The sequence below is a fragment of the Bradyrhizobium sp. 1(2017) genome (assembly GCF_011602485.2).
Classification (GTDB): domain Bacteria; phylum Pseudomonadota; class Alphaproteobacteria; order Rhizobiales; family Xanthobacteraceae; genus Bradyrhizobium.
Window position 1 is genome coordinate 7,235,337 of the sequence record NZ_CP050022.2, and the last position, 20,468, is coordinate 7,255,804.

The window sequence follows — 20,468 nt, forward strand, 5'->3', positions numbered from 1 at the left end:
GGATTGGCCGACATCCCCACGACAGGCTGAAGGCCGGAACCCAGGAACCGTCCCCATCCCACAACCGTTGCCTCCCGGATTGCAACCGGAGAACGCAGGATGCGTACACTCCTCATCATCTTCCTGCTGGGAATGCTGGCGGCTGTTGGCTATTTCGGCTATTCCGCCATGGCGGTCGAAGGCGAGCCGATCCCGACGGAAGGCTATTGGGCCCTCGCGCTGGGGGCGGGATTTTCCATCGTCGTCGGCATTGGCCTGATGGTGCTGCTGTTCTTCAGCAGCCGCCGGGGCTACGACGAGCCCCCGCATTTCAGGTAGGGCCCGAGCGGCGGGACCATCCGCCGGCCGCTGCAGACGCGCCGACCAGGCTGCCGGCGCCCGTCGTTGACGGCTTGGGCCCATGCAGGCACTTTGGCGCCGACGTCCCAGCCGGGACCGCAGGAGCCAGAACCGAGCCGCCCTCCCGCATGCCCACGCCGCTGATCTCTGCTCTGGCCCGGTTTGCGACTGCCACGGCCGGCCGCAACGAAGCAAAACGCCGCGCGCTCGAAAACAATGGAGACAAGAATGTCGGAGACGGCCGACGCAGCATCCAGCCCCGTGCTCGAAATCAATGGCGCGTGCGCCACCATCCGCCTCAACCGGCCAAAGCATCTCAACCGGCTCCAGGCGGAGGATCTCGGCGAGCTAGTCAAGCTGTTCGACCGGGTCGAGAGCGATCCGGCCATTCGCGTGCTGGTGCTGACCGGCACCGGGCGCGCCTTTTCCGCGGGCTATGATCTGAATTCGGTGGCAGAGCGCGCCGTCAGCGCCCATGAGCAGCAGAGCGCGGGCTCTGCGTTCGAGGTGGTCGTCAACCGGCTCGAGGATCTCGGCGTTCCCACGATCTGCCGGCTCAACGGCGGGGTCTATGGCGGCTCGACCGACCTGGCGCTGGCCTGCGATTTCCGCATCGGCGTCGACACCGCCGAGATGTTCATGCCGGCGGCGCGGCTCGGGCTGCATTATTACACGAGCGGCATCAAGCGCTACGTAACCCGGCTCGGTCTCGACAATGCGAAGAAGCTATTCCTGACCGCCTCGAGGATCAGCGCGCCGGAGATGCTGCGCATCGGCTACCTCACCGCGATGGTGCCGGAAGAGACTCTCGATGAAGAAGTTGGCAAGCTCGCCAATATTCTCGCCGGCAACGCCCCGCTGGCGATGCGCGGCATGAAGCGCGCGATCAACGAATTCGCCCGCGGCGAGCTCGACGCAGGAGCGGCCGACCAGCGCCACCGCGACAGCATGCGCGGCGACGAGATCAAGGAAGGCATCAAGGCGTTTTCGGAGAAACGCCCGCCGCGGTATTGAGGGCTACCCGCGCTTTGACCGCATCGCGCGCACCTGCGTGAGCTCTGGGTCGCGCGCCAGCGCCTGATAGCGCTTGCTGTCGACGGCGTAGATCGCGATGCGGCCTTCGCTGTTGGCATGCACACCCCAGCCGAAGCGTTTGCCGAGGCTTGAGGCACGCATGCAGGCCTGCCCACGCGAGAAGAACGCCGCGCGGGCGGCGCTCTTCTCCGCCTTAGTCGCCTTGACATCGAGTTGGCGCCCCGGTGCTGAGGTCGCGAAGATCACATCGTCGGATGTATATTCGTAAGGAGCCTTCACGATCATCGTATATTGCAAGCCGGCCACCGTCGGCTGTCCTGCACGCGGCGGCGGCTCCTCGCCGGAGCGCGCCGGACAATCTTCGGCAACCCGGATGAACATGTTGAAACAGTTGGTCGTATGGATCGGCTTGTTCATATGAGATCCGGCCTCTTCATATTCCCGCGACCACAGCATGCTGCGCGGCCATGTCGTCATCCGCCGCGTTGATGCGCTGGAACGCGGGCCGCGAGGTCATGCGCTCGGCATAGCGGACGAAGACGTCCTTTTTCAGAACGATTCCGAACATCATGGTCCAGCTGAACGCGACGCCCCACAGCACGTCTGCCGCGGTCATGCGCTCGCCGAGCAGATACGGCCCCTTCGACAGCTGCGCCTCGAGCGCGCCCAGCATGGTGTCGTAATCGGCATAGGGCGATTGCGTGATCGGCGCCGGCTCGCGCTGCATGAACTTGTCGATCAGGGCCGGCTCGAACGACGAGCCATAATAGGCGATCCAGCGCAGATAGGGTCCGCGCAGCGGATCGTTCAGCGCGGGCGTCAGCCCCGCCTGCGGGAAGAGATCGGCGAGATAGATGGTGATCGCGACCTGCTCGGTCACCAGCGCCCCGCCGTGGCGGACGGCCGGCACCTTGCCGAGCGGATTGATGGCGAGATAGGCGGGCTGGCGCTGCTCGCCGGCCTTCATGTTGAGGATATGGAGATCGTAAGGCGCGCCCAGTTCCTCAAGCAGCACCCGCGTGCCGGTGGCTCGGCTTTGCGGCGAATAATACAGCGTAAGGCGGTTCGGATCGGTCATGGCGGCGGCTCCCATCTGGCCCTTGGCGATGGCGCAGCTTGTAGCGGATCATACCTGACATCCTGTGTCAGGTATGATCTAAGGAATCATGCGCGCGAGCCGGATGCTGTCGATCCTCACCACCCTCCAGGCGCGGGGGCAGGTCACCGCGCCCGAGCTTGCAGAGGCCTGCGAGGTCTCGGTGCGCACGATCTATCGCGACATCGATGCGCTCGCGGCGTCGGGCGTGCCCGTCTATGCCGACCGCGGCGCGGAGGGCGGCTATCGCCTGCTCGATGGCTATCGCGTGCGGCTGAATGGGCTGTCGCAGAGCGAAGCGGGCGCACTGTTCCTGGCGGGATTGCCGGGCCCGGCCGCGGCGCTCGGGCTCGACGCCGCGATGATCGCCGCGCAGAACAAGCTGATGGCGGCGTTGCCTGCGAATCTGCGCGAGGACGCCGGACGGATGCAGGAACGCTTTCACCTGGACGCACCGGGCTGGTTCGGCGAGGCTGAAGACCCGAAGCATCTGCGCACCATCGCCGGCGCGGCGCTGCGCGGAACGCTGATCAGGATCCGCTACCAGAGCTGGCGCGCGGAGAAGCAGCGCCGCGTCGCACCGCTCGGCCTCGTGCTGAAGGGCGGCAGCTGGTATCTCGCCGGGCAGGTCGACGGCAGCGTGCGCACCTATCGCGTCGCGCGCGTGCTCGACTGCACCGCGCTCGACGGTCGCTTCGACCGACCCGCCGATTTCGATCTCGCCGCCTATTGGCAGGCTGCGACGTTGCGCCTCGAGGCCGAGATGCATCCCAATGTCGCGGTCGTCCGTCTGTCGCCGTTCGGCGTCAAGCTGCTCGACGCGCTGAGTCAGCCTTACGTCAAGGCGCGCACGCAGCTTGAAGAGACCGCCGATGCCGATGGCTGGCGCATCGCCAGAGTGCCGGTCGGCAAGACCTCATGGCATGCGGCGTCCGAATTGTTGCGGCTCGGTCCCGAGGCCGAAGTGCTGGAGCCCACCGATCTCCGCGACAAGATGGCCGAGCTGGCGCAGGCCATGGCGGCGCGCTATCGCGCGTCGCGGAAAACCTGATCGCGGCGTACATCGCCGCAGCCGACGAAACATTTCTGAAACACGATTCTTGCCGCAGGCCGTGAACGCATTCGCGTTTCAGCCCGACCGAGGATGCAGGGACACAACAATGGCCCTGCGCCAAATGGAGAATGAAATGTTTCGTAAGCTTGCACTTGGTCTGATCGCCGCCGGTTCGCTCGGCGTTGCCGCCCTCGCGCCCACCGCGGCTTCGGCCGGCGGCTTCCATCACCACTACGGTCATAACCACTGGGGTCCCGGCTGGGGCTTTGGCGGCATCTACCTCAACACCGGCGTCAGCAACTGCTACCAGGAGCGCCTCGTCCGCACCCGACACGGCATGCGCGTCCGCGTCGTCAATGTCTGCGCCTACGGCATCTACTGATATCTCCCCTTCACGACAAAGCTCCGGTCGCATCGCGGCCGGAGTTTTGCGTTGGGCTAGCTTGCCTGCCGTTGCCGACGAAACCAGGCCCATGTCTCGCGCGTCGTTCTGAGGTAGCCGCGGCCGCGATGGACGATCTCGCCGTCAACGATCCCGTTCAGCTTCGGCAACGCATGGAAGGGGATCGAGGGATAGGCGTGGTGCTCGACATGGTAGGGCATGTTCCACGCAAACCATCTGACGATTGCGCCGGTATAGGTGGTGCGGGTGTTCTGGAAGGCGCTGCGGGTGCGGTCGCAGCCGGTATGCTCGGCGTAGAGATAGGGCCGCAGGAAGAGCTGCCCGATGACGAGCGGGACGACCCAGACCCAGAGCAGCAGCGCCGAGGAAGACCACAGCGACAGCGCAAAGAGGAGCGCGTAGAGCGCGAGATAGGCGCGCGCCTCTCTCACGATGATGGCGCGCTTGTTCTCGGGGATCCAGGGTACGGTGACCTTGCCGCTGACGGCATGACCGAGCATCAGCCGGAGACGGCCGGCAACCTGAAGCAGGCCGCTATAGGCAATCGCGAGCTGGGTGTCGGAGGTCGGCTTCACCCCCACGATCAGTTCCGGATCCTTCTCCGGGTCCTGGGTGTAGCGGTGGTGGTCCCAGTGAAACAGGCAGTAATATTCGTAAGGCAATCCGATGAGGAAGGCCGAGAGATGACCCACTGCGAGATTGAGGCTGCGGCTGGTGAACGCGGTCTTGTGCGCGGTCTCGTGTACCGCCATGAACAGGAAGGCGACGAAATAGCCCTGCACCGCCATCAGCGGCACCGCCCAGAGCACGCCGAGGCGTGAGGTGACCATCCAGATCAGCACACCCATCAGCAGGATCGCGCCGTAATGGCCGAGGCTCTGCGCGGCGCCCCTGACATTCGAGCGGACCGACAATTCGCGCAGCATCGCCGGCGTCAGTGGCTTCAGGCGATGGCCGGGCTCTGGGACGGTGGCGTCAGTCATGATCGGAGGCCTGCCCTACTTGCTGAGAAGCGCCGCGATCTCGGCCTTGATGAAGGCCTGGTCGCGCGGGTTGTTGACGGGATTGCCGGCGCGATGGCCGTGCAGCGACGGAATCGGATGCAGCACGGCGGACTTCGCATTGACCAGCTTGGGAAGCTCGCCTTCGTTGTCGCGAACGTCGAAATAGCGGTCGGTCGCGCCCGGCATCAGCAGCATATGCGCCTTGATCGCGGCAAGCGCGCGATCGAGATCGCCGCCGAACGCCGCGCATGCACTGATGTCGCCACGCTGCCAGATGCTGGCCTGCGCCAGCAGGTCGTTGGCGTCGCGCCGGGCGAAGGTCGTGTCCCAATTGCGGACGAGATAATCCTCGAGCGAGGTGAAACCCGCCTCGCGCCAGAGCTCGTCGCGATAGAAGCCATGCGACATCGCCCAGCCGGCATAGACGCGGCCCATCGCGCGGTAGCCGGCGACGGGCTTCTCGACGAAGCGGCCGCCGCGAAAGGCGGGATCGCCTGACAGCGCGGCCTTCACGCTTTCGAGGAAGACGTAATTATAGGGCGCGCACCGGGCGCTGCCGCAAACCACCGCGGCACGCGCGACCATGTCGGGATGCAGCGCAGCCCAGTGATAAGCCTGCATGCCGCCCATCGACCAGCCATAGACCAGCGCAAGTTTTGTGATCCCGAAACGTTCCGCGAGCAGCCGGTGCTGTACGGCGATGGCGTCGTGATAGCTGACCTGCGGGAATGGCCCGTCGCCGGAATTCGACGGCGAGGACGACAGGCCGTTGCCGAACAGGTTCGGGATGATGATGAAGTAGCGCGTGGGATCGAGCACGCCATCGGGCCCGATCAGCCATTCGGTGTCAAAGTGCTGCGCACTGAACGAGGTCGGATAGAGGATGACGTTGTCTTTCGCCGGATTGAGCGTGCCGTAGGTCTTGTAGGCAAGCTTCATCGCGGGAAAGACGGAGCCCGACTGTAGCGTGACGTCACCGGCCTCGAAGATCTCGTAGTCGCGCTGCCCGGTCATGCGTCCAACTCCCGCTCACGCGGCCGCAGAATGCGCCCGCCGCAACAAAGATGCATCGATCGGACCGGACCGACAACGCTTGTTCCGCCGCGCAAATAACTGTACGATTAGTACATTTATTTGAAAGAGGCAACGGGATTCTGGCCGACGCGCATCAGGCAATGGCCGCGATGTATCGCTTCACCGAGGCCGCAAACGCGGCCTTGGCGCCTGCAGCGATGTTACGGCCCCACCAGGCGCCATAGATGCGGTCGAAAGCCAGCGGCTCGACGGCCGCCGCGATGCGCCGCACCGCGGCGGCGTTGAGCGGCATGTAGTTGGGGTAGGAATACATGAAGCTGACGAAGCGACGGTCCATCGTCACCTGCGCGATGTCGCCGGTGAGCAGCGCGCCCCTGCCATCCGCGCCGCGCGGCCAGTGCAGCACGGTGGCCCCCGCGAAATGACCGCCGGTGCGCAGCAGCAGCACCTCGTCGGAGATGCGATGGCTCTCGCCAGTCCAGTGCACGATCGATGCATGAGACCGCGTCACCCATTGACGGTCATCTTCGTGCAGATAGACCGGAATGCCGCCGAAGGCATCGCTCCAATCGGCGAGCGCGCCGTAATAATGCGGATGCGAGATCGCAATCGCCTTCAGTCCGCCGAGCGAACGCACATGCGCGATCGCCTCCGGCGTCGCCAGCGGCACGCAGTCCCACATCAAGCAACCATCGCCGAGCGGCACCAGCAGCGCGCGCTGGCCGATGGCGAAGCTCGGCTCGAGCGAGAGACCGGTCAGGCCGAGATCGTCGCGCCAAACAAGCCGATGGCTTTCAGCCAGCGCCTCGCGCCGGAGAAAGGCTTGCCCTTTCCAGCCGACGAACTGCCGTTCGTCCTCGCAGATCGGACACGATGCGGGCGGCTTCTCGCTGACCGGGTATTGTGCGCCGCAGGTTTCGCAGGTCCAGAGGGGCATCGTCGTGATCCATCATGAGGCGGTCCTGCAAGACATGACGCCGCAGTCCCCGGATGGCAAGAGCAACCGGAACCATCGCGACGAGCGAAGGTTAGGTTCAGGTCCGCCGCGGGCACCCACGGGCCCGCAGTCCCCGCCTCATGCGAGATCGGTTCGATCGGCAGCACCAAGTTCAGCGTCTCGATGACATCGCGCCCTTCAACGTCTCGTATCTGGCCCCTGTTTGCGCTCAACTTCTTCATGGCCGACATGCAGTCGGGCATCGGGCCGTTCGTCGGCGTCTTCCTCCAGGAGCGCGGCTGGGCGACCGGCCTGATCGGCACCGCGATGACGATCGGCAATGTCGCGGGCATGCTGGTCACGACGCCGATCGGCGGGTTCATCGATTCCAGCCGCAACAAGCGGCTGTGGGTCGTCATTCCCGGCATCTGCGTGGTGACGGCATCCGCGATCATCCTGATCTCGCAAAACTTCTGGGCGGTGACGTTCTCGCAAGTCGCGCAGTCGCTGGCGAGCGCCGCGATCGTGCCGGCGGTCACAGGCATCACGCTCGGCATCGCCAAGCAGAAGGGCTTCAACGCACTCAACGGCCGCAACCAGGCGTATAACCACGCCGGCAACATGGTGGGCGCCGCGCTTTCGGGCTATCTCGGCTACAAGTACGGCTATTTTGCCGTGTTCGCGCTGGCGGCCGTATTCGGCGCCATCGCGATCGCTTGCGTGATGATGATCCCTGCCAAGGCGATCGACGACCGCGCGTCCCGCGGCTGCAAGGAGGATGATCCCGACAGCGCGCCCGATGCGTTCACGATGCTGCTCAAGCATCGTGCGCTGCTGGTACTGGCGCTGGCCCTCGCACTGTTCCATCTCGGCAATGCCGCAATCGTACCGCTCTACGGACTTGCGGCGGTTGCCGAAGGACAGGCCAACGGCCCGACCTTCGTCGCGACCACCGTCGTGATCGCGCAGGGCGTGATGATCGTGACCTCGCTGATCGCGATGAAGGCGGCAAGCAAGCGCAATTACTGGCCGATCATCCTGGTCTCCTTCATGTTCCTGCCCATCCGCGGCGTGCTTGCCTTCTTCGTCACGGGGTGGTGGGGCGTCGTGCCGATGCAGGTGCTCGACGGCATCGGCACCGGGCTCCAGACGGTTGCCGTCCCCGGCATGGTCGCGCGCTCGCTCAATGGCACCGGCCGAATCAATCTCGGCCAGGGCGCCGTGATCACGGTGCAGGGCGTCGGCGCGAGCCTCAGCCCCGCGCTCGGCGGCTGGATCGCGCAATGGATCGGCTATGGCCCGACCTTCCTGCTGCTCGGCTGCTTCGGGCTGGCATCGATTGCACTGTGGCTGGCGTTCGGGGCGACGGTGAAGAAATATTGAGCTTCACCGTCATCACCGATGTCACGGCGAAACTTGCCGGTTCAGGCCGACCCTGAATGTGTGAAGCTCGATGTCTCTGGCCTGCAGGCTTGTCCCGGGAATGGACAGCGCGAGCTGGTGGCCAAGGTTGAGATACAAATACTCCGCCTTGAGCGACCAACGCGGCGCGAACGACCATTCTCCGCCGCCGCCGACCGCATATCCGAGATTGAAGCCACTCGCCGAGGCGTGACCATCCAGCGCGCCGGGAAATCCCGCAATGATCAGATTGTTGGTCAGGCGTGCATGGCCGCTGTTGAGGCTCGCCTTGACATGCGCCCAGGCGAGACCGCCCGTCGCATAAAGCAGCCAATTGCTGCTGGCGTGACCCAGGCGGCCACGCAGCGTGCCGAGATAGTCGATATCCTGAGTCACCGTCACCATGCCGGTGTAATTGTCGAAATCGCCGACGAGGAAAACGGGTCGCAGCGCATAAGAGCCCGATGCCCGCCCGCCAATCCCGGAGACGCTGACGTCGGCTTCGACACCGGCGAGCAGATGGCCGGCCTGCCAATTATAGCCGGCCTGCAATCCGCCCAGCCCACCGGACTGATCGACACCGAGCGTGAACGGTGCAGATGCCGTCGACGTCGCATTGTTGACGCCGGGAAACAGCGCCAGAAGTGCGCCGGGGTCGACGGATGCAGCATTGCCATCGCCGGTGCCGTAGCCGGCGTGAACACCCGCGTAGAAACCGGTCCAGCTGAAGACTGGAGCGGTGTCGCCGGCCGTCGCGGGGGTGCCCGTCGCCGCCCCACAGCCAAGTGCCAGAACAGCAGCCAGCAAATCCCTCGCACGGCGTCTCATCGAGTCATTTCCTTCCAATCGGCCAGTCATTGCGAGCGGGACGATAGGCGTGAAGGCAAGGCGATTCGTGGGGAGCGGCGAACCGTTGGATGGACTGACGTGAAAACCGCCAAATCGGTTATCGTTTGTTGCGATCCAGGCACACGTCGCCGAAGCCTGGCTGCGGCACCTGGTCACTGGCTCAGCGCGCAGTTGCGAGTGGCTTTTCGCGCAATCTCGCGTTTTTCTGGTTGCCGCACCGCGGCGCGACGACGAGGATGCGCGCCGCAACAAATTGCCAACGAGCTTTTTTTCCAGCAATCGATGACCCAGCCACAACTCTCATTCGACGGCGATCCGAACGGTCCCGCCTATGAAAGATGGCGCGAGCAGTTTTGCCGTCAGGTGGCAAACGTCGATTTCGTGCCCGTCGGGGAAGGGCGCGTTCACCGGACTATTGCGCCGGCCATTCTTCCCCGCCTCAGACTCTCCGCCTCGTTCGGCACGCCGATGTCGTTCGTGTCATTGGGAACGAACGACGAATTGGTGATCACGATGTCACCCAATTCGGCGTTGCGCGGAGCCATGGGGAAACGCCCGCTCGAGGTCGCCGCCGGCGACGTCACGATCGGCGACCCTTCGATCAAGGGCGCGCAGATCACGCAACTGGCGTATGGTAATTTCCAGACCGCGCTGCTGCCGCGCAAGGCGCTGCTGCGCGCCTGCCCGAACGCCGAGGATTTGATCGCGCGGTCGATTCCCGCCGCCAATCCGATCACGTCGATGTTCCTGCGGTACTATGACCTCGCGCATGCGCATGCCGACAAGCTCGCACCCGCGGAGCTCGACGCAGTCTCGCAGCACCTGTTCGATCTCTCCGTGCTGATGATCGGGGCGCGCGGAGATGTCGCCGAAGAGGCGCAACTGCGCGGCCTTGCGGCAGCGCGCTTCCAAACCCTGAAATCAGACATTTTGGCGCAGCTCGACAGTCCAGCGCTGTCGCTCACCGATCTTGCAGCCGCGCACCGGATCAGCCCGCGCACCATCCAGTTGCTGTTCGAGCAGGCCGGCATCACCTATAGCGGCTTCGTGCTGGAGCAACGGCTGCTGCGCGCCGAGCGGCTGCTTCGAAATCCCGCCATGCGCACGCGCAAGATCATCGAGATCGCGCACCTCGCGGGATTCCACGACGTCTCCTACTTCCACCGCGTGTTTCGCCGCCGCTTCGGACAGACACCGGACGACATCAGGAAGCTGGCCGGCGAGACCAACTAGGCGAACTCGACCACGATCTTGCCGAAATGGCCGCCTTGTTGCATCAGGCGCAATGCGTCGGGGACGGCCTCGAAGCCGAAGGCGCGGTCGATCACCGGCCTCATCGCGTTCCGTCCGATCCCAGCGGTCATGGCCTCGAACATACGGCGGCTGCCGACAGAGAGGCCGATGACGTGTAGGTTCTTGGCGAACAGGCTCGAGATCGCGATCTGCTGCGAGACGCCCGTGAGTATGCCGATCACCAGAATGGTGCCGCCAACGCGCGCGGCCTCCAGTGATTGCGCGAACGTGTCCTTGCCGCCGACCTCGACGATATGATCGACGCCGCCTCCGGTCCACGCCGCCGCGGCCTTGCCCCACTCCGGAACTGACCGATAGTTGATGGTGTGGTCGGCTCCGAGCGCCCTGGCGCGTTCGAGCTTCTCGTCGCTCGACGAGGTCACGATCACGCTCGCCCCGGCCAGCTTTGCAAATTGCAGGGCGAAGATCGACACGCCGCCTGTGCCCTGCACCAGCACGGTGTCGCCGGGTTGTACCTTTGCATGTTCGAACAACGCACGCCAGGCCGTGAGGCCGGCGCAAGGGAGCGTTGCAGCCTCCTGGAACGACAGATGCGAAGGAATGTGGCTGACGCCTTCGGCGTCGACCGCCATCACCTCCTGCAGGACGCCCGGCCGCGTGCCGCCGAGCGCATAACGGCGAGCGGCCGCCGAAACCTCCCCGTCGATCCAGGATTGGAAGAACATCGGGCAGACTCGATCGCCGACCGCGACGCGGGTTACACCGTCACCCACGGAGATCACTTCACCTGCGCCGTCCGAGAACGGAATGAGCGGTAATCTGGAAACACCGCCCTTGCCCTGCACGGTGAGCAGGTCGCGATAGTTCAGCGATGCTGCCTTCATCCGCACCGCGACCTGGCCCGGACCAGGCGCCGGCTCCGGCAGATCGGCCAGCTCCATCCCTTCGATCGACCAGTCACGCGCGACCTGCCAGGCTTTCATGGCAACGCTCCGTCTCAGGTGCCAAAATTCTTCTGGATCGCCTTGTCGAGCGTCTCGCCGCCGACGAAGCGCTGTCGCAGCTCGCGCTTGAGCAGCTTGCCGCTCGGGTTCTTCGGCAGGCTATCCACGAAGATGACGCGCTTGGGCACCTTGAAATGCGCCATCTGGCCGGCGCAGTGCTTGACGACGGTCTCTTCGTCCAGCGTCTCGCCGCTCTTGATCACAACGATCGCGGTCACTGCCTCGATCCAGCGCGGATCGGGCAGGCCGACCACGGCGACCTCGGAGACGGCCGGGATGCGGTAGACCATCTCCTCGACCTCGCGGCTGGCGACGTTCTCGCCGCCGGTCTTGATCATGTCCTTGACGCGGTCGACGACGGTGATGTGGCCCTCGTCGTCGACGGTGGCGAGATCGCCGGAATGAAACCAGCCGCCCGTGAACGCCGCTGCGGTCTTCACCGGATCGTTGTAGTAGCCGGACAGCAGATGCGGCGAACGGTGCACGATCTCGCCGACCTCACCGACCTTGACGTCCTCCATCGCGGTGTTGACCACCCGGGTCTCGACGTTGAGCACCGGCTTGCCGGCCGAGCCGGCCTTGCGCAGCTGGTCCTCGGGACGCAGCACGGTCGCGAGCGGCGCGATCTCGGTCTGGCCGTAGAAATTCCAGAACTTGACGTTGGGCAGACGGCGCTGAAGCTCGAGCAGCACCTCCACCGGCATGATCGAGGCGCCGTAATAGCCCTTCTGCAAGGTCGACAGGTCGGTCTTGTCGAAGTTCGGCGACCGCAACATCGCGATCCAGATCGTCGGCGGCGCGAAGAACGAGGTGATCCTGTGCGCCTGGATCAACGCCAGGATGTTGTCGGCAGTCGGCTTCCCCGTGATCACGCCGGAGGCACCGAGATAGATTTGCGGCCCCAGGAACACATCTAACTGGGCGCAATGATAGAGCGGCAGCGCGTGCAGGAATCGGTCCTCCACGCTCATGCCGCCGTCGATGATGCAGCTCACATACTGCCACATCACGGCTTCATGGGTCAGCATCGCGCCCTTGGGCAGCGATTCCGTGCCGCTAGTGTAGACGATCTGCGCGAGGTCCCGGCTATCGACGGCCGCTTCCAGGAACGAGCCGTCGGCCTGCAGGAGATCGTCGAAAGTGGTGAGGCCCGAAGGTGCCGTCGCCGGATCCTCGCCCGGCAGCCAGATCATCTTCTCGACGGCGCAATCCTTGGCGCTGGCCGCGCGCGCCGGCTCGACGAAATCCGGTCCCGTCGCCAGCAGCTTTGCGCCGGAGCTCTTCAGGATGAAATTGATCTCGTCCGGATTGAGCATGAAGTTGATCGGCACGAGCACCGCACCGATCCGCGCCAGCGCAAAGCGCAGCGCCGCGAAGGCGTGCGAGTTGCGTGAGAGCACCGCGATGCGATCGCCCTTCTTGACGCCGAGACCGAGCAGGCCGCGGCCGAGCCGGTTGCAGATCGCGTCCATCTCGGCAAAGCTCCAGCTCACCTCGCCGCAGCTCACCGCAAGCTTGTTCGGCTCGCGGCTGGCCGCGCGGCGCAAGAGATCGCCGATGGAATGCTCGCGCGCTTTCGAGATGATGGCTGTGGTGTCGCCGGTCATGTGTTCCTCCGTGTGACGTCTTTATTGTCCGGATTTCTTGTTTGAAATCTTGCGTCTTGTTTTTGGCCCTATCTGCGCCGGGCCGCCTGCGCGTGCTCCATGTACATGTGCTCGACCGAACGATCGAGCGAGGCGATCTTCTCGAAGCCGCGACGCCAGTCCTGCAAGTGCCGCCGTGTCCACAGCACGCCGGCCTCGCGGTCGCGGCGGCGGATCGCATCGATCAGATGGCGGTGCGCTGCGACGAGGCGCGGCCCGCCTTCAACAACGCCGCTGACGATCATCTCCGTGGTCGGATAGAACAATTGCGCGGCCGGCTCGCGCGCGAGCTGGAGCACGCGATTTTGCGAGGCCTTCGCGACCAGAACGTGAAATTCTGCGTCGCATCCGGCGAGCATCGCGGGATCGCCGACCACGGCCTCGCTGCGCGCGAGATTGGCGGCGAGCTCGGCGAGGTTCTCCTCGCTCGCGCGCTCCACTGCGCCTTCGATGCTGGCGACCTCAAGCGTCATCGAGGCCTCGTAGAGCTCGCGGAAGGTGACCTCATGCAGGACCAGCGCGCGGCTGAGCCGGCTTGCCAGCTTGCTGTAGCGTGGCAGGCAGGCGTGCAAGCGGCGCGAGGAGTCGCGCCGGATCAGCCCGCCCTCCTCCAGCACGCGGATGCCCTCGCGAATGGTCGAGCGGTTGACGCCGAACTGTCGGACGAGATCGTGCTCGGTGCCGATGGGATCGCCTGGCTTGATGCGGCCATTGACGATCTCGCGTTCGATGGCGTCGGCGACCTTCTGATAGGCCGGCGCGACATCGATCGGACGAAAGAGCGGCGCGACAGGCAAAACAGCCTCCCAATGTCGATTGTCCGACAAACTATATTGGCTCGTCCCGGGTGCGTCAAACTACATCATCCAAGCTGCATTCGGAGCAAATTGACTCTGCACGGCCCCCGCTCTAGCTTTGTCGGACAAAGGGACAAAATAGTCCCATACAAGAGGAAACGTTATCCATGAGACCAATCGCAGCACTCACGTCTGCGGCCGGCTTGCTGTCGGCTGTCCTGCTCTCTCCCGCCTCCGCCCAGCAGGCACCGCTCAAGATCGGCGTGCTCTCCGACTTCTCCTCCGTCTATTCCGACATCGGAGGCATGGGGAATGTCGAGGCCACCAAGATGGCGATCGAGGATTTCGGCGGGCAGATGTTCGGCAAGCCGATCGACATGGTCAGTGCCGACGTGCTCAACAAGCCCGACGTCGCCTCCACCATCGCGCGCAAATGGTGGGAGACCGAGGGCGTCGACATGATCATCGATCTGCCGACCTCGGCGACCGCGCTCGCGGTGATGGAGCTGTCGAAGCAGTACGAGAAGATCATGATCGTGACGGATGCGGCGAGCTCCGACATCACCGGAAAGTCGTGCTCGCCCTACACCGCGCACTGGACTTACGACACCTACTCCAACGCCCACACGGTCGGTAGCGCCATCGTCAAGAACGGCGGCGACAGCTGGTTCTTCCTCACCGCGGATTACGTGTTCGGCCACTCCATCGAGCGCGACACCGGCGAGGTGGTGAAGGCGGCCGGCGGCAAGGTGCTCGGCAGCGTCAAGCACCCGCTCAACACGGCGGACTTCTCGTCATTCCTGCTGCAGGCGCAGGCCTCAAAGGCCAAGATCATCGGGCTCGCCAATGGCGGCGGCGACACCATCAATGCGATCAAGCAGGCCGGCGAGTTCGGCATCGTCGCCGGTGGCCAGAACCTGGCTGCGATCGTGATGTTCATCTCCGACGTGCACAGCCTGGGCCTCAAGCTTGCGCAAGGGCTGATCGTGACCGAGGCCTATTATTGGGACCTCAACGACAAGACCCGCGCGTTCGGCAAGCGTTTCATGGAACGGATCAAGCGCATGCCGACGATGAACCAGGCCGCGACCTACAGCGCAACGCTGCATTACCTCAAAGCCGTGCAGGCCGCCGGCACCAAGGACACCAAGACCGTGATGGCCAAGATGCGCGAGCTGCCGGTGCGCGACGCCTTCACCGACAACGGCGTGCTGCGGGAGGACGGCCGCATGGTGCACAGCATGTACCTGTTCCAGGTGAAGAAGCCGGAGGACTCGAAGGGGCCGTGGGATTACTACAAGCTGCTCGCCGAGGTGCCCGGCGACCAGGCGTTCCGACCGCTGAAGGACGGCGGCTGCCCGCTGGTGAAGTAACGCTAACGACGACGGACCGGCATCGCGCCAGCGCGGTGCAGGTCCACTAGCGCCGCCGCAGGTCCGACGGGCTGTGGCCGAACTTCCTGCGGAAAACCGTGCTGAAATAGGACGAACTGCTGAAACCCAACTGGTACGCCACTTCAGTGATCGACAGCGACCGCAGTTCGGGACGGGTCAGCACGTCGTAGCAGCGCTGCAGTCGGCGATCCAAAATCCATTCGGACACCGAGACATCCGTGAGCCGGAAGAGATAATGCAGATGCCTGAGCGAGACGCCGTTGCTCTTCGCGATCTTCTCCAGCGACAGATCCGCATCGGTGAGGTGCGCTTCGATCCAGACCTTGACCGAGCGCAGACGGGCTTGCTGCGCACTCGCATCCTCCGAGAATTCGTCCCGATCGCCCATGTCGAGCGCAAGCGCTAGCACGTCCATCAGCTCACCGCCGAGCCGTGTCCTCACAGTCTCCTCCAGCGGCGCGCCTTCCGCGGCCAGCGTCGCACAGAACTCGGCGGCGATCCGGCCAAGGCCGCGGCTCGTCGCCATCGTCGTCACCACGGGAAGGCGTCCGTCGCTGAAGCGTGCGGAAAATTCCTTGCGCGGGATCTCGAGATAGAGCGATCGCACCTTGCCGACGCATTCGAGATCATAGGCCTCGGAGGCCGAAAAGATCGCGCTGACGCCGGGGTTCGACAGCAGGGTCTGGCCGGCCTGGAGCACATTGATGCGGCCCTGCTGGACGAATTCGACGTAGTAGCAATCCTTGTCGAGCTTTGCGATGTGCCGCTCGCGGCGCGAGATGCGCTGCTCCGACAGCAGGACGTCGGTCATCGTCACCGCGCCGAAGCGCGCCTCGCGAATGAAGCCGTGATAGTCGGATCGCTCCTCGGCATTCACGTCGACATGGACATAGACATCGCAGATCGCGCCTTGCCACGCGGCGTAGCGCTTGGACGGCTCCAGCTCGTCTGTCGAAAACACCAGGTTCATCGTGCGCCCATCCGTTGCGCCGCCATGATGAACGTCGTTTGTGCATCGCACAAGCTGGCCACGCATCGAGATTCTAGAGGGCCGCCGCCTACACGCAAGACGGTTTTGCACGGAGAAGCAAAAGCTTTGCGCTCCGGAGCAAGCCGCGTTCGGGCATGTGGCCTATGAAGAACAAAAAACGGTCAATGAGATAGGCGGGAAACGTTCGCTTGCATCAGCTCGGATCAGCCGCAGCACGATCTGCCGTGCCGCCCGAACGGCGGTGCCCGTGAGCAGCGCATTGCCATCGCCCATCACGACGCGGTTCACGCAACCGGTCAAGACCATCGCCGATATCGAGGCGCTGGAGCAGAGGCCTTACGCCTCGCTCGTCCCTGCCCGCAATCTGCTTGATCTCTTCGACGCGACGGCGCGCCTGCATCCCGACCGTCCCGCACTGACCGTCCTGACCAAGGGCTCGCGCGAGCCCGGCGACGTGACGCTGACGCATCGGCAACTGCTTGCGGAGATCACGCGTGCGGCCAATCTGTTCAGGTTGCACGGGATTGGCACGAGCGGCGGCACCGCCGCGTTCCTCTGCCCGATCCTCCCGCCACTGTTTCCGGCGTTGCTCGGCGCCCAGGTCGCGGGCGTTGCCAGCTCGATCAACTATCTCCTCAACGAGGACGCGATCGCCGACCTGCTCGAGGCGCAGAACGCGACCGTGCTGGTCATCCCTGCCGAAGCGGCCGATCACGCGATCTGGGCCAAGGCGGCCGATGTCGCAAAGCGCGTCCCGTCGCTGAAGTCCATTTTTGTGATCGGTACGAGCGGCATCCTGCCTGGAGGGTTCCTGGGCTTCGACAAGGCGATCGCGGGAGGGCGCGATACGCTGGACTTCGAGCCTTCGGCGGATCGCGAGGCGATTTGCGCCCTCTTCCACACCGGCGGGACCACCGGACGACCGAAGCTGGTTCGGCTGACGCATGGCAACCAGATCCATGCAGCCTGGAGCTTTGCGCAGGTCCACGGATTGGATGAGCTGGATGCAGCCGTGAACGGCTTTCCGCTGTTTCACGTCGGCGGCACGATGACGCTCGGCCTGTCGATCCTCGCAGCTGGCGGCCATGTGATCATTCCCTCGCCCTATAGCCTCCGAAGTCCCGATGCCATCCGCGACTATTGGCACACGGTCGAGCGATTTCGCGCGACCATCGTCAGCGGCGTGCCGACATCGATTGCCGCGCTTGCGGAAGTGCCGATCGGCTCCTCCGACATCAGCTCGGTTCGCATGGCGCTCACCGGTGGGGCCGTTGCGCCGAAGGCGGTCAGCGAGAGGTTTCAGGCGCGAACCGGGATCACGCTGTTCGAGACCTACGGCATGACGGAGACCGCGGCGGCTATCGCCTTCAATCCGGGCCGCGGAACACCCGTGCAAGGCAGCGTCGGCTTCCGGGCGCCGTTCGCGCAGACGAAAATCGTCGCGCTCGAGGATGTCGGCCTGAGGACGGAATGCCCGCCGCTCACCAGCGGTCTCGTGCTCGCCCGGGGACCGCAGGTGTTTCCCGGTTATCTCGATCCCCAGCACAACAAGGGCGTGCTCACCGACGACCATTGGATCGTCACCGGCGATGTCGGCTACCTCACGGCAGATCAGCGCCTGGTGCTGACCGGTCGCGAGAAGGACCTCATCGTCCGCAGCGGTCACAACATCGACCCCGCCGCGATCGAGGACGTCGCCAACGCCTTCCCCGGCGTCCAGATGAGCTCGGCCGTCGGCATGCCCGACGCTTATGCCGGCGAAGTGCCCATTCTCTTCGTGGTACCGTCGCCGGGACAGACCATCGACCTCGCACAGCTGCGCGAGCATCTCGAACGCAATGTCAACGAGCCGCCTGCGAAGCCGAAGCGCGTCGTGCTGCTCGAGGCGCTTCCGGTCACCGCGGTCGGCAAGATCTTCAAGCCCACGCTGCGCGACCTCGCCGTTCAGGAGAAGGTCAGGACCGAGATCGACCGCATTTTCGGACCGGACACTACGGCAGACATTGTCGTCGAGAAGGACGCCAGGCTGAACACGCTTGTCCACATCTCGATCGATTCTAACGATCAGGATCGGGTCAAGGCACTCACCGAGAGCTTGACACCGCTCCCGCAGACATATCGCATCACGACACGATCGTCATAACGGCCCACAGAGGTCGACGCCGCAGAAAGGCAAGACTGGGATGAAGCGCATTCGGTTCAATCAGCAGGAAATCGTCTTCGCCGTCTTCGCCCTGCTGTTTATGGTGTTCTCGATTTTCCTGCGCGGCTTTCTCACGCCGGAAAACATGCTGACGCTGCTGCAGAACGTCTCCGTGCTCGGCATCCTCGGTCTTGCCATGGCCATCGTCGTGATCGGGCGCGGCATCGACATCTCGCTGATCGCGGCGCTCGCGGTCCCGCCGGGGCTGGTCCTGCAAATGGTACAGAACGGTCACTCGATGCCGGCCTCGCTGCTGACCGCCTTGCTGCTCACGATTGCCTTCGGCCTCGTCAATGGCTGGCTGATCGCCTATGCCGAAGTGCCCTCGCTGTTCGCCACGCTCGCCACCGGCCTCCTCCTCGCCGGCCTCGGGCAGGCCGCCTTGTTCCAGCTCGACGTCGTGCAATGGAGTCCGGGCATGGATGGCTTCGAGAAGCTCGGACAGGGAACGATTCTCGGTATCCCCACATCGATCGTGATGTTCGCGATCGCATGCATCGTCGTCGCGTTCCTGCTGCGAAAGACGCGCTGGGGTGCTTACATCTACGCGATCGGCGACAACCCTTTCGCTGCGCGTGTCACCGGCATTCCATCGCGCCCGATCATCGTCCTGCAATATGTGATCACTGCACTGATCGGCTGCTTCGCGGGCCTCGTGATGGCGGCATCGGTCAATTCGATGCCGACCCGCATCTTCAATTCGACGCTGATCTACGATGTCATCCTGGTCGTCGTGCTCGGCGGCATCGGCCTCTCAGGCGGCCGCGGCGGCGTGTTGAACGTCGTGATCGGCACGCTCGTGATCGGCACGATGCTCAACGGCATGACCATCATGGACATCTCCTACGCCGGGCAGAACCTCATCAAGGGCGTGGTTCTGCTGCTCGCCGTCATCACGGATTCCTTCCTGAATCCGCGCAACGAAGAAACGGCACAGCAGGGCGATATCTGAACCACTGATTACAACGACAACCACAACGAAGGAGGAAGCAATGAAGCATTTCGGCACCCCGACAAAGGCACTCGTTGCCGCACTGGGTCTCGCGGCCATGACCGCACCGGCTCTCGCCCAGCAGGGCCTCGACGAGCCGTTCCAGAAGCCGTTCAAGGAAGCGCTGGCCGGCAAGACCGTGGCTTACGTTCCCGTCGCCATGAACTTCGACCTGACCGAGGGCTGGTATGCCGGCCTGAAGAAGGAGCTCGAGCCGTTCGGGGTCAAGTTCGTGATCCGCGATGCCAACTGGAACACCAATGCCGGCGCACAGGCCGTGACGTCGCTGATCTCCGAAAAGCCGGCGGTGATCGTGGTCCACAACCCTGATGTGCAGACCTACGCAAAACTGCTGCAGCGCGCAGAGAACGAAGGCATCTACGTCATCCAGATCAACATGGGCTCCGCCTATCGCAGCTCCGCCTTCGTCGGCGCCAACTGGGTCGAGATCGGCGAGCGCCAGACCGAAGGCGTGGTCAAGGCCTGCGAGGGCAAGTCGAACAAGATCGCGATCATCCAGGGCGCGCTGTCGGCGGCAGCGAGCGCCTATACCCTCAAGGGCGTCGAGAACGTTCTCGCCAAGCATCCCGAAATCAAGGTGGTGTCCAGCCAGGCCGCCGATTGGGACGCCGCCAAGGCCAAGGCGATCACGCAGACGGTGCTGAAGCAGAATCCCGATCTCTGCGGCATCGTCGGGTTCTGGGACGGCATGGACATCGGCACCGCGGCGGCCGTCAAGGAAGCGGGCCTCACCGGCAAGGTGTTCGTGGCAACCTCGGGCGGCGGCGAGCGCAAGGGCGCCTGCGAGCTGGTCAAGTCGGGCGCGTTCGATCTCAACATGAGCTACGACGTGCCGACCCAGGCCGCGCAGATGGCCGGCACGATCAAGTGGCTGCTGTCGTCAGGCGTGAAGCCTGGCTCCGTCAAGGGCTCGGAATACACCACGCTGATTCCGATCACCAAGGCGAACGCCGACAGCCAAATGGCCTGCTGGAACCTCAGCGACCTCAAGAAATAGCTTTGCGCTGACGCTCT

The 20,468-nt window shown here is 64.3% G+C and carries 20 protein-coding genes; 10 read left to right on the forward strand and 10 right to left on the reverse strand.

What is annotated here, in order from left to right; translation table 11 throughout:
• The first annotated feature begins 99 nt into the window (after positions 1 to 99).
• Entirely contained in the window at positions 100 to 318 is a 219-nt protein-coding gene (locus HAP40_RS34325) for a hypothetical protein (protein WP_166812944.1), read from the forward strand.
• Positions 319 to 567: 249 nt separating this feature from the next.
• On the forward strand, positions 568 to 1,353 hold the full coding sequence (locus tag HAP40_RS34330; RefSeq protein WP_166812942.1) for an enoyl-CoA hydratase/isomerase family protein: 786 nt from the start codon (positions 568 to 570) through the stop codon (positions 1,351 to 1,353).
• Between the two features lie 3 nt (positions 1,354 to 1,356).
• Here HAP40_RS34330 and HAP40_RS34335 read toward each other — a convergent pair whose 3' ends face one another.
• The gene (locus tag HAP40_RS34335) at positions 1,357 to 1,791 is read right to left on the reverse strand and encodes a DUF6157 family protein (protein ID WP_166812940.1); all 435 of its coding nucleotides are present in this window, start codon (positions 1,789 to 1,791) and stop codon (positions 1,357 to 1,359) included.
• Positions 1,792 to 1,807: 16 nt separating this feature from the next.
• Positions 1,808 to 2,452: a glutathione S-transferase family protein gene (locus tag HAP40_RS34340; RefSeq protein WP_166812938.1), complete on the reverse strand. Its 645-nt coding sequence runs from the start codon at positions 2,450 to 2,452 to the stop codon at positions 1,808 to 1,810.
• Positions 2,453 to 2,540: 88 nt separating this feature from the next.
• On the opposite strand from HAP40_RS34340, the gene HAP40_RS34345 reads away from it, so the two are divergent.
• Positions 2,541 to 3,521, forward strand: a complete 981-nt coding sequence (locus tag HAP40_RS34345; RefSeq protein WP_166812936.1) for a helix-turn-helix transcriptional regulator — start codon at positions 2,541 to 2,543, stop codon at positions 3,519 to 3,521.
• A gap of 136 nt (positions 3,522 to 3,657) precedes the next feature.
• Positions 3,658 to 3,906: a hypothetical protein gene (locus tag HAP40_RS34350; RefSeq protein WP_166812934.1), complete on the forward strand. Its 249-nt coding sequence runs from the start codon at positions 3,658 to 3,660 to the stop codon at positions 3,904 to 3,906.
• Positions 3,907 to 3,962: 56 nt separating this feature from the next.
• Here the strand turns inward: HAP40_RS34350 and HAP40_RS34355 are convergent, their stop codons facing one another.
• From HAP40_RS34355 to HAP40_RS34365, 3 genes are all read right to left on the reverse strand, one after another.
• Positions 3,963 to 4,910 (reverse strand): fatty acid desaturase, encoded by a 948-nt coding sequence (locus HAP40_RS34355; RefSeq protein WP_166812932.1) that lies wholly within the window; start codon positions 4,908 to 4,910, stop codon positions 3,963 to 3,965.
• Between the two features lie 15 nt (positions 4,911 to 4,925).
• A complete protein-coding gene (locus tag HAP40_RS34360) occupies positions 4,926 to 5,945 on the reverse strand; it encodes an alpha/beta fold hydrolase (RefSeq protein ID WP_166812930.1) in 1,020 nt (339 codons plus the stop codon).
• A 154-nt stretch (positions 5,946 to 6,099) separates the two neighbouring features.
• Positions 6,100 to 6,903, reverse strand: coding sequence for an MBL fold metallo-hydrolase (locus HAP40_RS34365; RefSeq protein WP_166812928.1), 804 nt, complete (start codon positions 6,901 to 6,903; stop codon positions 6,100 to 6,102).
• Between the two features lie 183 nt (positions 6,904 to 7,086).
• Here HAP40_RS34365 and HAP40_RS34370 point away from each other — a divergent pair, with 183 nt between their 5' ends.
• Complete coding sequence (locus HAP40_RS34370; protein WP_166812926.1) at positions 7,087 to 8,286, forward strand: MFS transporter; 1,200 nt, start codon at positions 7,087 to 7,089, stop codon at positions 8,284 to 8,286.
• A 21-nt stretch (positions 8,287 to 8,307) separates the two neighbouring features.
• Here HAP40_RS34370 and HAP40_RS34375 read toward each other — a convergent pair whose 3' ends face one another.
• A complete protein-coding gene (locus HAP40_RS34375; protein ID WP_166812924.1) occupies positions 8,308 to 9,132 on the reverse strand; it encodes an outer membrane protein in 825 nt (274 codons plus the stop codon).
• 303 nt (positions 9,133 to 9,435) lie between these two features.
• Here HAP40_RS34375 and HAP40_RS34380 point away from each other — a divergent pair, with 303 nt between their 5' ends.
• Entirely contained in the window at positions 9,436 to 10,386 is a 951-nt protein-coding gene (locus HAP40_RS34380; protein WP_166812922.1) for an AraC family transcriptional regulator, read from the forward strand.
• Here HAP40_RS34380 and HAP40_RS34385 read toward each other — a convergent pair.
• From HAP40_RS34385 to HAP40_RS34395, 3 genes are all read right to left on the reverse strand, one after another.
• Positions 10,383 to 11,390 (reverse strand): zinc-dependent alcohol dehydrogenase family protein, encoded by a 1,008-nt coding sequence (locus tag HAP40_RS34385; protein ID WP_166812920.1) that lies wholly within the window; start codon positions 11,388 to 11,390, stop codon positions 10,383 to 10,385. The genes HAP40_RS34380 and HAP40_RS34385 overlap by 4 nt on opposite strands.
• A gap of 14 nt (positions 11,391 to 11,404) precedes the next feature.
• Positions 11,405 to 13,018 carry an acyl-CoA synthetase gene (locus HAP40_RS34390; RefSeq protein WP_166812918.1) on the reverse strand — a complete coding sequence of 538 codons (1,614 nt, stop codon included), beginning with the start codon at positions 13,016 to 13,018 and terminating at the stop codon, positions 11,405 to 11,407.
• 68 nt (positions 13,019 to 13,086) lie between these two features.
• Positions 13,087 to 13,854: a FadR/GntR family transcriptional regulator gene (locus HAP40_RS34395; protein WP_166812916.1), complete on the reverse strand. Its 768-nt coding sequence runs from the start codon at positions 13,852 to 13,854 to the stop codon at positions 13,087 to 13,089.
• 167 nt (positions 13,855 to 14,021) lie between these two features.
• Between HAP40_RS34395 and HAP40_RS34400 the strand changes: the two genes are divergently transcribed.
• Positions 14,022 to 15,227 carry an ABC transporter substrate-binding protein gene (locus tag HAP40_RS34400; protein WP_166812914.1) on the forward strand — a complete coding sequence of 402 codons (1,206 nt, stop codon included), beginning with the start codon at positions 14,022 to 14,024 and terminating at the stop codon, positions 15,225 to 15,227.
• A gap of 46 nt (positions 15,228 to 15,273) precedes the next feature.
• Here HAP40_RS34400 and HAP40_RS34405 read toward each other — a convergent pair whose 3' ends face one another.
• The gene (locus tag HAP40_RS34405) at positions 15,274 to 16,218 is read right to left on the reverse strand and encodes a helix-turn-helix domain-containing protein (RefSeq protein WP_166812912.1); all 945 of its coding nucleotides are present in this window, start codon (positions 16,216 to 16,218) and stop codon (positions 15,274 to 15,276) included.
• Between the two features lie 268 nt (positions 16,219 to 16,486).
• On the opposite strand from HAP40_RS34405, the gene HAP40_RS34410 reads away from it, so the two are divergent.
• Genes HAP40_RS34410 through HAP40_RS34420 form a run of 3 tightly spaced genes read left to right on the forward strand, consistent with a single transcriptional unit; the run spans position 16,487 to position 20,451 of the window.
• Complete coding sequence (locus HAP40_RS34410) at positions 16,487 to 18,382, forward strand: AMP-binding protein (RefSeq protein WP_246741224.1); 1,896 nt, start codon at positions 16,487 to 16,489, stop codon at positions 18,380 to 18,382.
• A 40-nt stretch (positions 18,383 to 18,422) separates the two neighbouring features.
• Complete coding sequence (locus HAP40_RS34415; RefSeq protein WP_166812910.1) at positions 18,423 to 19,394, forward strand: ABC transporter permease; 972 nt, start codon at positions 18,423 to 18,425, stop codon at positions 19,392 to 19,394.
• A gap of 40 nt (positions 19,395 to 19,434) precedes the next feature.
• Positions 19,435 to 20,451: a sugar ABC transporter substrate-binding protein gene (locus HAP40_RS34420; protein ID WP_166812908.1), complete on the forward strand. Its 1,017-nt coding sequence runs from the start codon at positions 19,435 to 19,437 to the stop codon at positions 20,449 to 20,451.
• The last annotated feature ends 17 nt before the right edge of the window (positions 20,452 to 20,468 follow it).

Excerpts from the sequence above, each read along its gene's own strand:
- HAP40_RS34325 (WP_166812944.1), top strand. The coding sequence starts at position 100 with ATGCGTACACTCCTCATCATCTTCCTGCTGGGAATGCTGGCGGCTGTT.
- HAP40_RS34330 (WP_166812942.1), top strand. The coding sequence starts at position 568 with ATGTCGGAGACGGCCGACGCAGCATCCAGCCCCGTGCTCGAAATCAAT.
- HAP40_RS34335 (WP_166812940.1), bottom strand. The coding sequence starts at position 1,791 with ATGAACAAGCCGATCCATACGACCAACTGTTTCAACATGTTCATCCGG.
- HAP40_RS34340 (WP_166812938.1), bottom strand. The coding sequence starts at position 2,452 with ATGACCGATCCGAACCGCCTTACGCTGTATTATTCGCCGCAAAGCCGA.
- HAP40_RS34345 (WP_166812936.1), top strand. The coding sequence starts at position 2,541 with ATGCGCGCGAGCCGGATGCTGTCGATCCTCACCACCCTCCAGGCGCGG.
- HAP40_RS34350 (WP_166812934.1), top strand. The coding sequence starts at position 3,658 with ATGTTTCGTAAGCTTGCACTTGGTCTGATCGCCGCCGGTTCGCTCGGC.
- HAP40_RS34355 (WP_166812932.1), bottom strand. The coding sequence starts at position 4,910 with ATGACTGACGCCACCGTCCCAGAGCCCGGCCATCGCCTGAAGCCACTG.
- HAP40_RS34360 (WP_166812930.1), bottom strand. The coding sequence starts at position 5,945 with ATGACCGGGCAGCGCGACTACGAGATCTTCGAGGCCGGTGACGTCACG.
- HAP40_RS34365 (WP_166812928.1), bottom strand. The coding sequence starts at position 6,903 with ATGCCCCTCTGGACCTGCGAAACCTGCGGCGCACAATACCCGGTCAGC.
- HAP40_RS34370 (WP_166812926.1), top strand. The coding sequence starts at position 7,087 with ATGACATCGCGCCCTTCAACGTCTCGTATCTGGCCCCTGTTTGCGCTC.
- HAP40_RS34375 (WP_166812924.1), bottom strand. The coding sequence starts at position 9,132 with ATGAGACGCCGTGCGAGGGATTTGCTGGCTGCTGTTCTGGCACTTGGC.
- HAP40_RS34380 (WP_166812922.1), top strand. The coding sequence starts at position 9,436 with ATGACCCAGCCACAACTCTCATTCGACGGCGATCCGAACGGTCCCGCC.
- HAP40_RS34385 (WP_166812920.1), bottom strand. The coding sequence starts at position 11,390 with ATGAAAGCCTGGCAGGTCGCGCGTGACTGGTCGATCGAAGGGATGGAG.
- HAP40_RS34390 (WP_166812918.1), bottom strand. The coding sequence starts at position 13,018 with ATGACCGGCGACACCACAGCCATCATCTCGAAAGCGCGCGAGCATTCC.
- HAP40_RS34400 (WP_166812914.1), top strand. The coding sequence starts at position 14,022 with ATGAGACCAATCGCAGCACTCACGTCTGCGGCCGGCTTGCTGTCGGCT.
- HAP40_RS34405 (WP_166812912.1), bottom strand. The coding sequence starts at position 16,218 with ATGAACCTGGTGTTTTCGACAGACGAGCTGGAGCCGTCCAAGCGCTAC.
- HAP40_RS34415 (WP_166812910.1), top strand. The coding sequence starts at position 18,423 with ATGAAGCGCATTCGGTTCAATCAGCAGGAAATCGTCTTCGCCGTCTTC.
- HAP40_RS34420 (WP_166812908.1), top strand. The coding sequence starts at position 19,435 with ATGAAGCATTTCGGCACCCCGACAAAGGCACTCGTTGCCGCACTGGGT.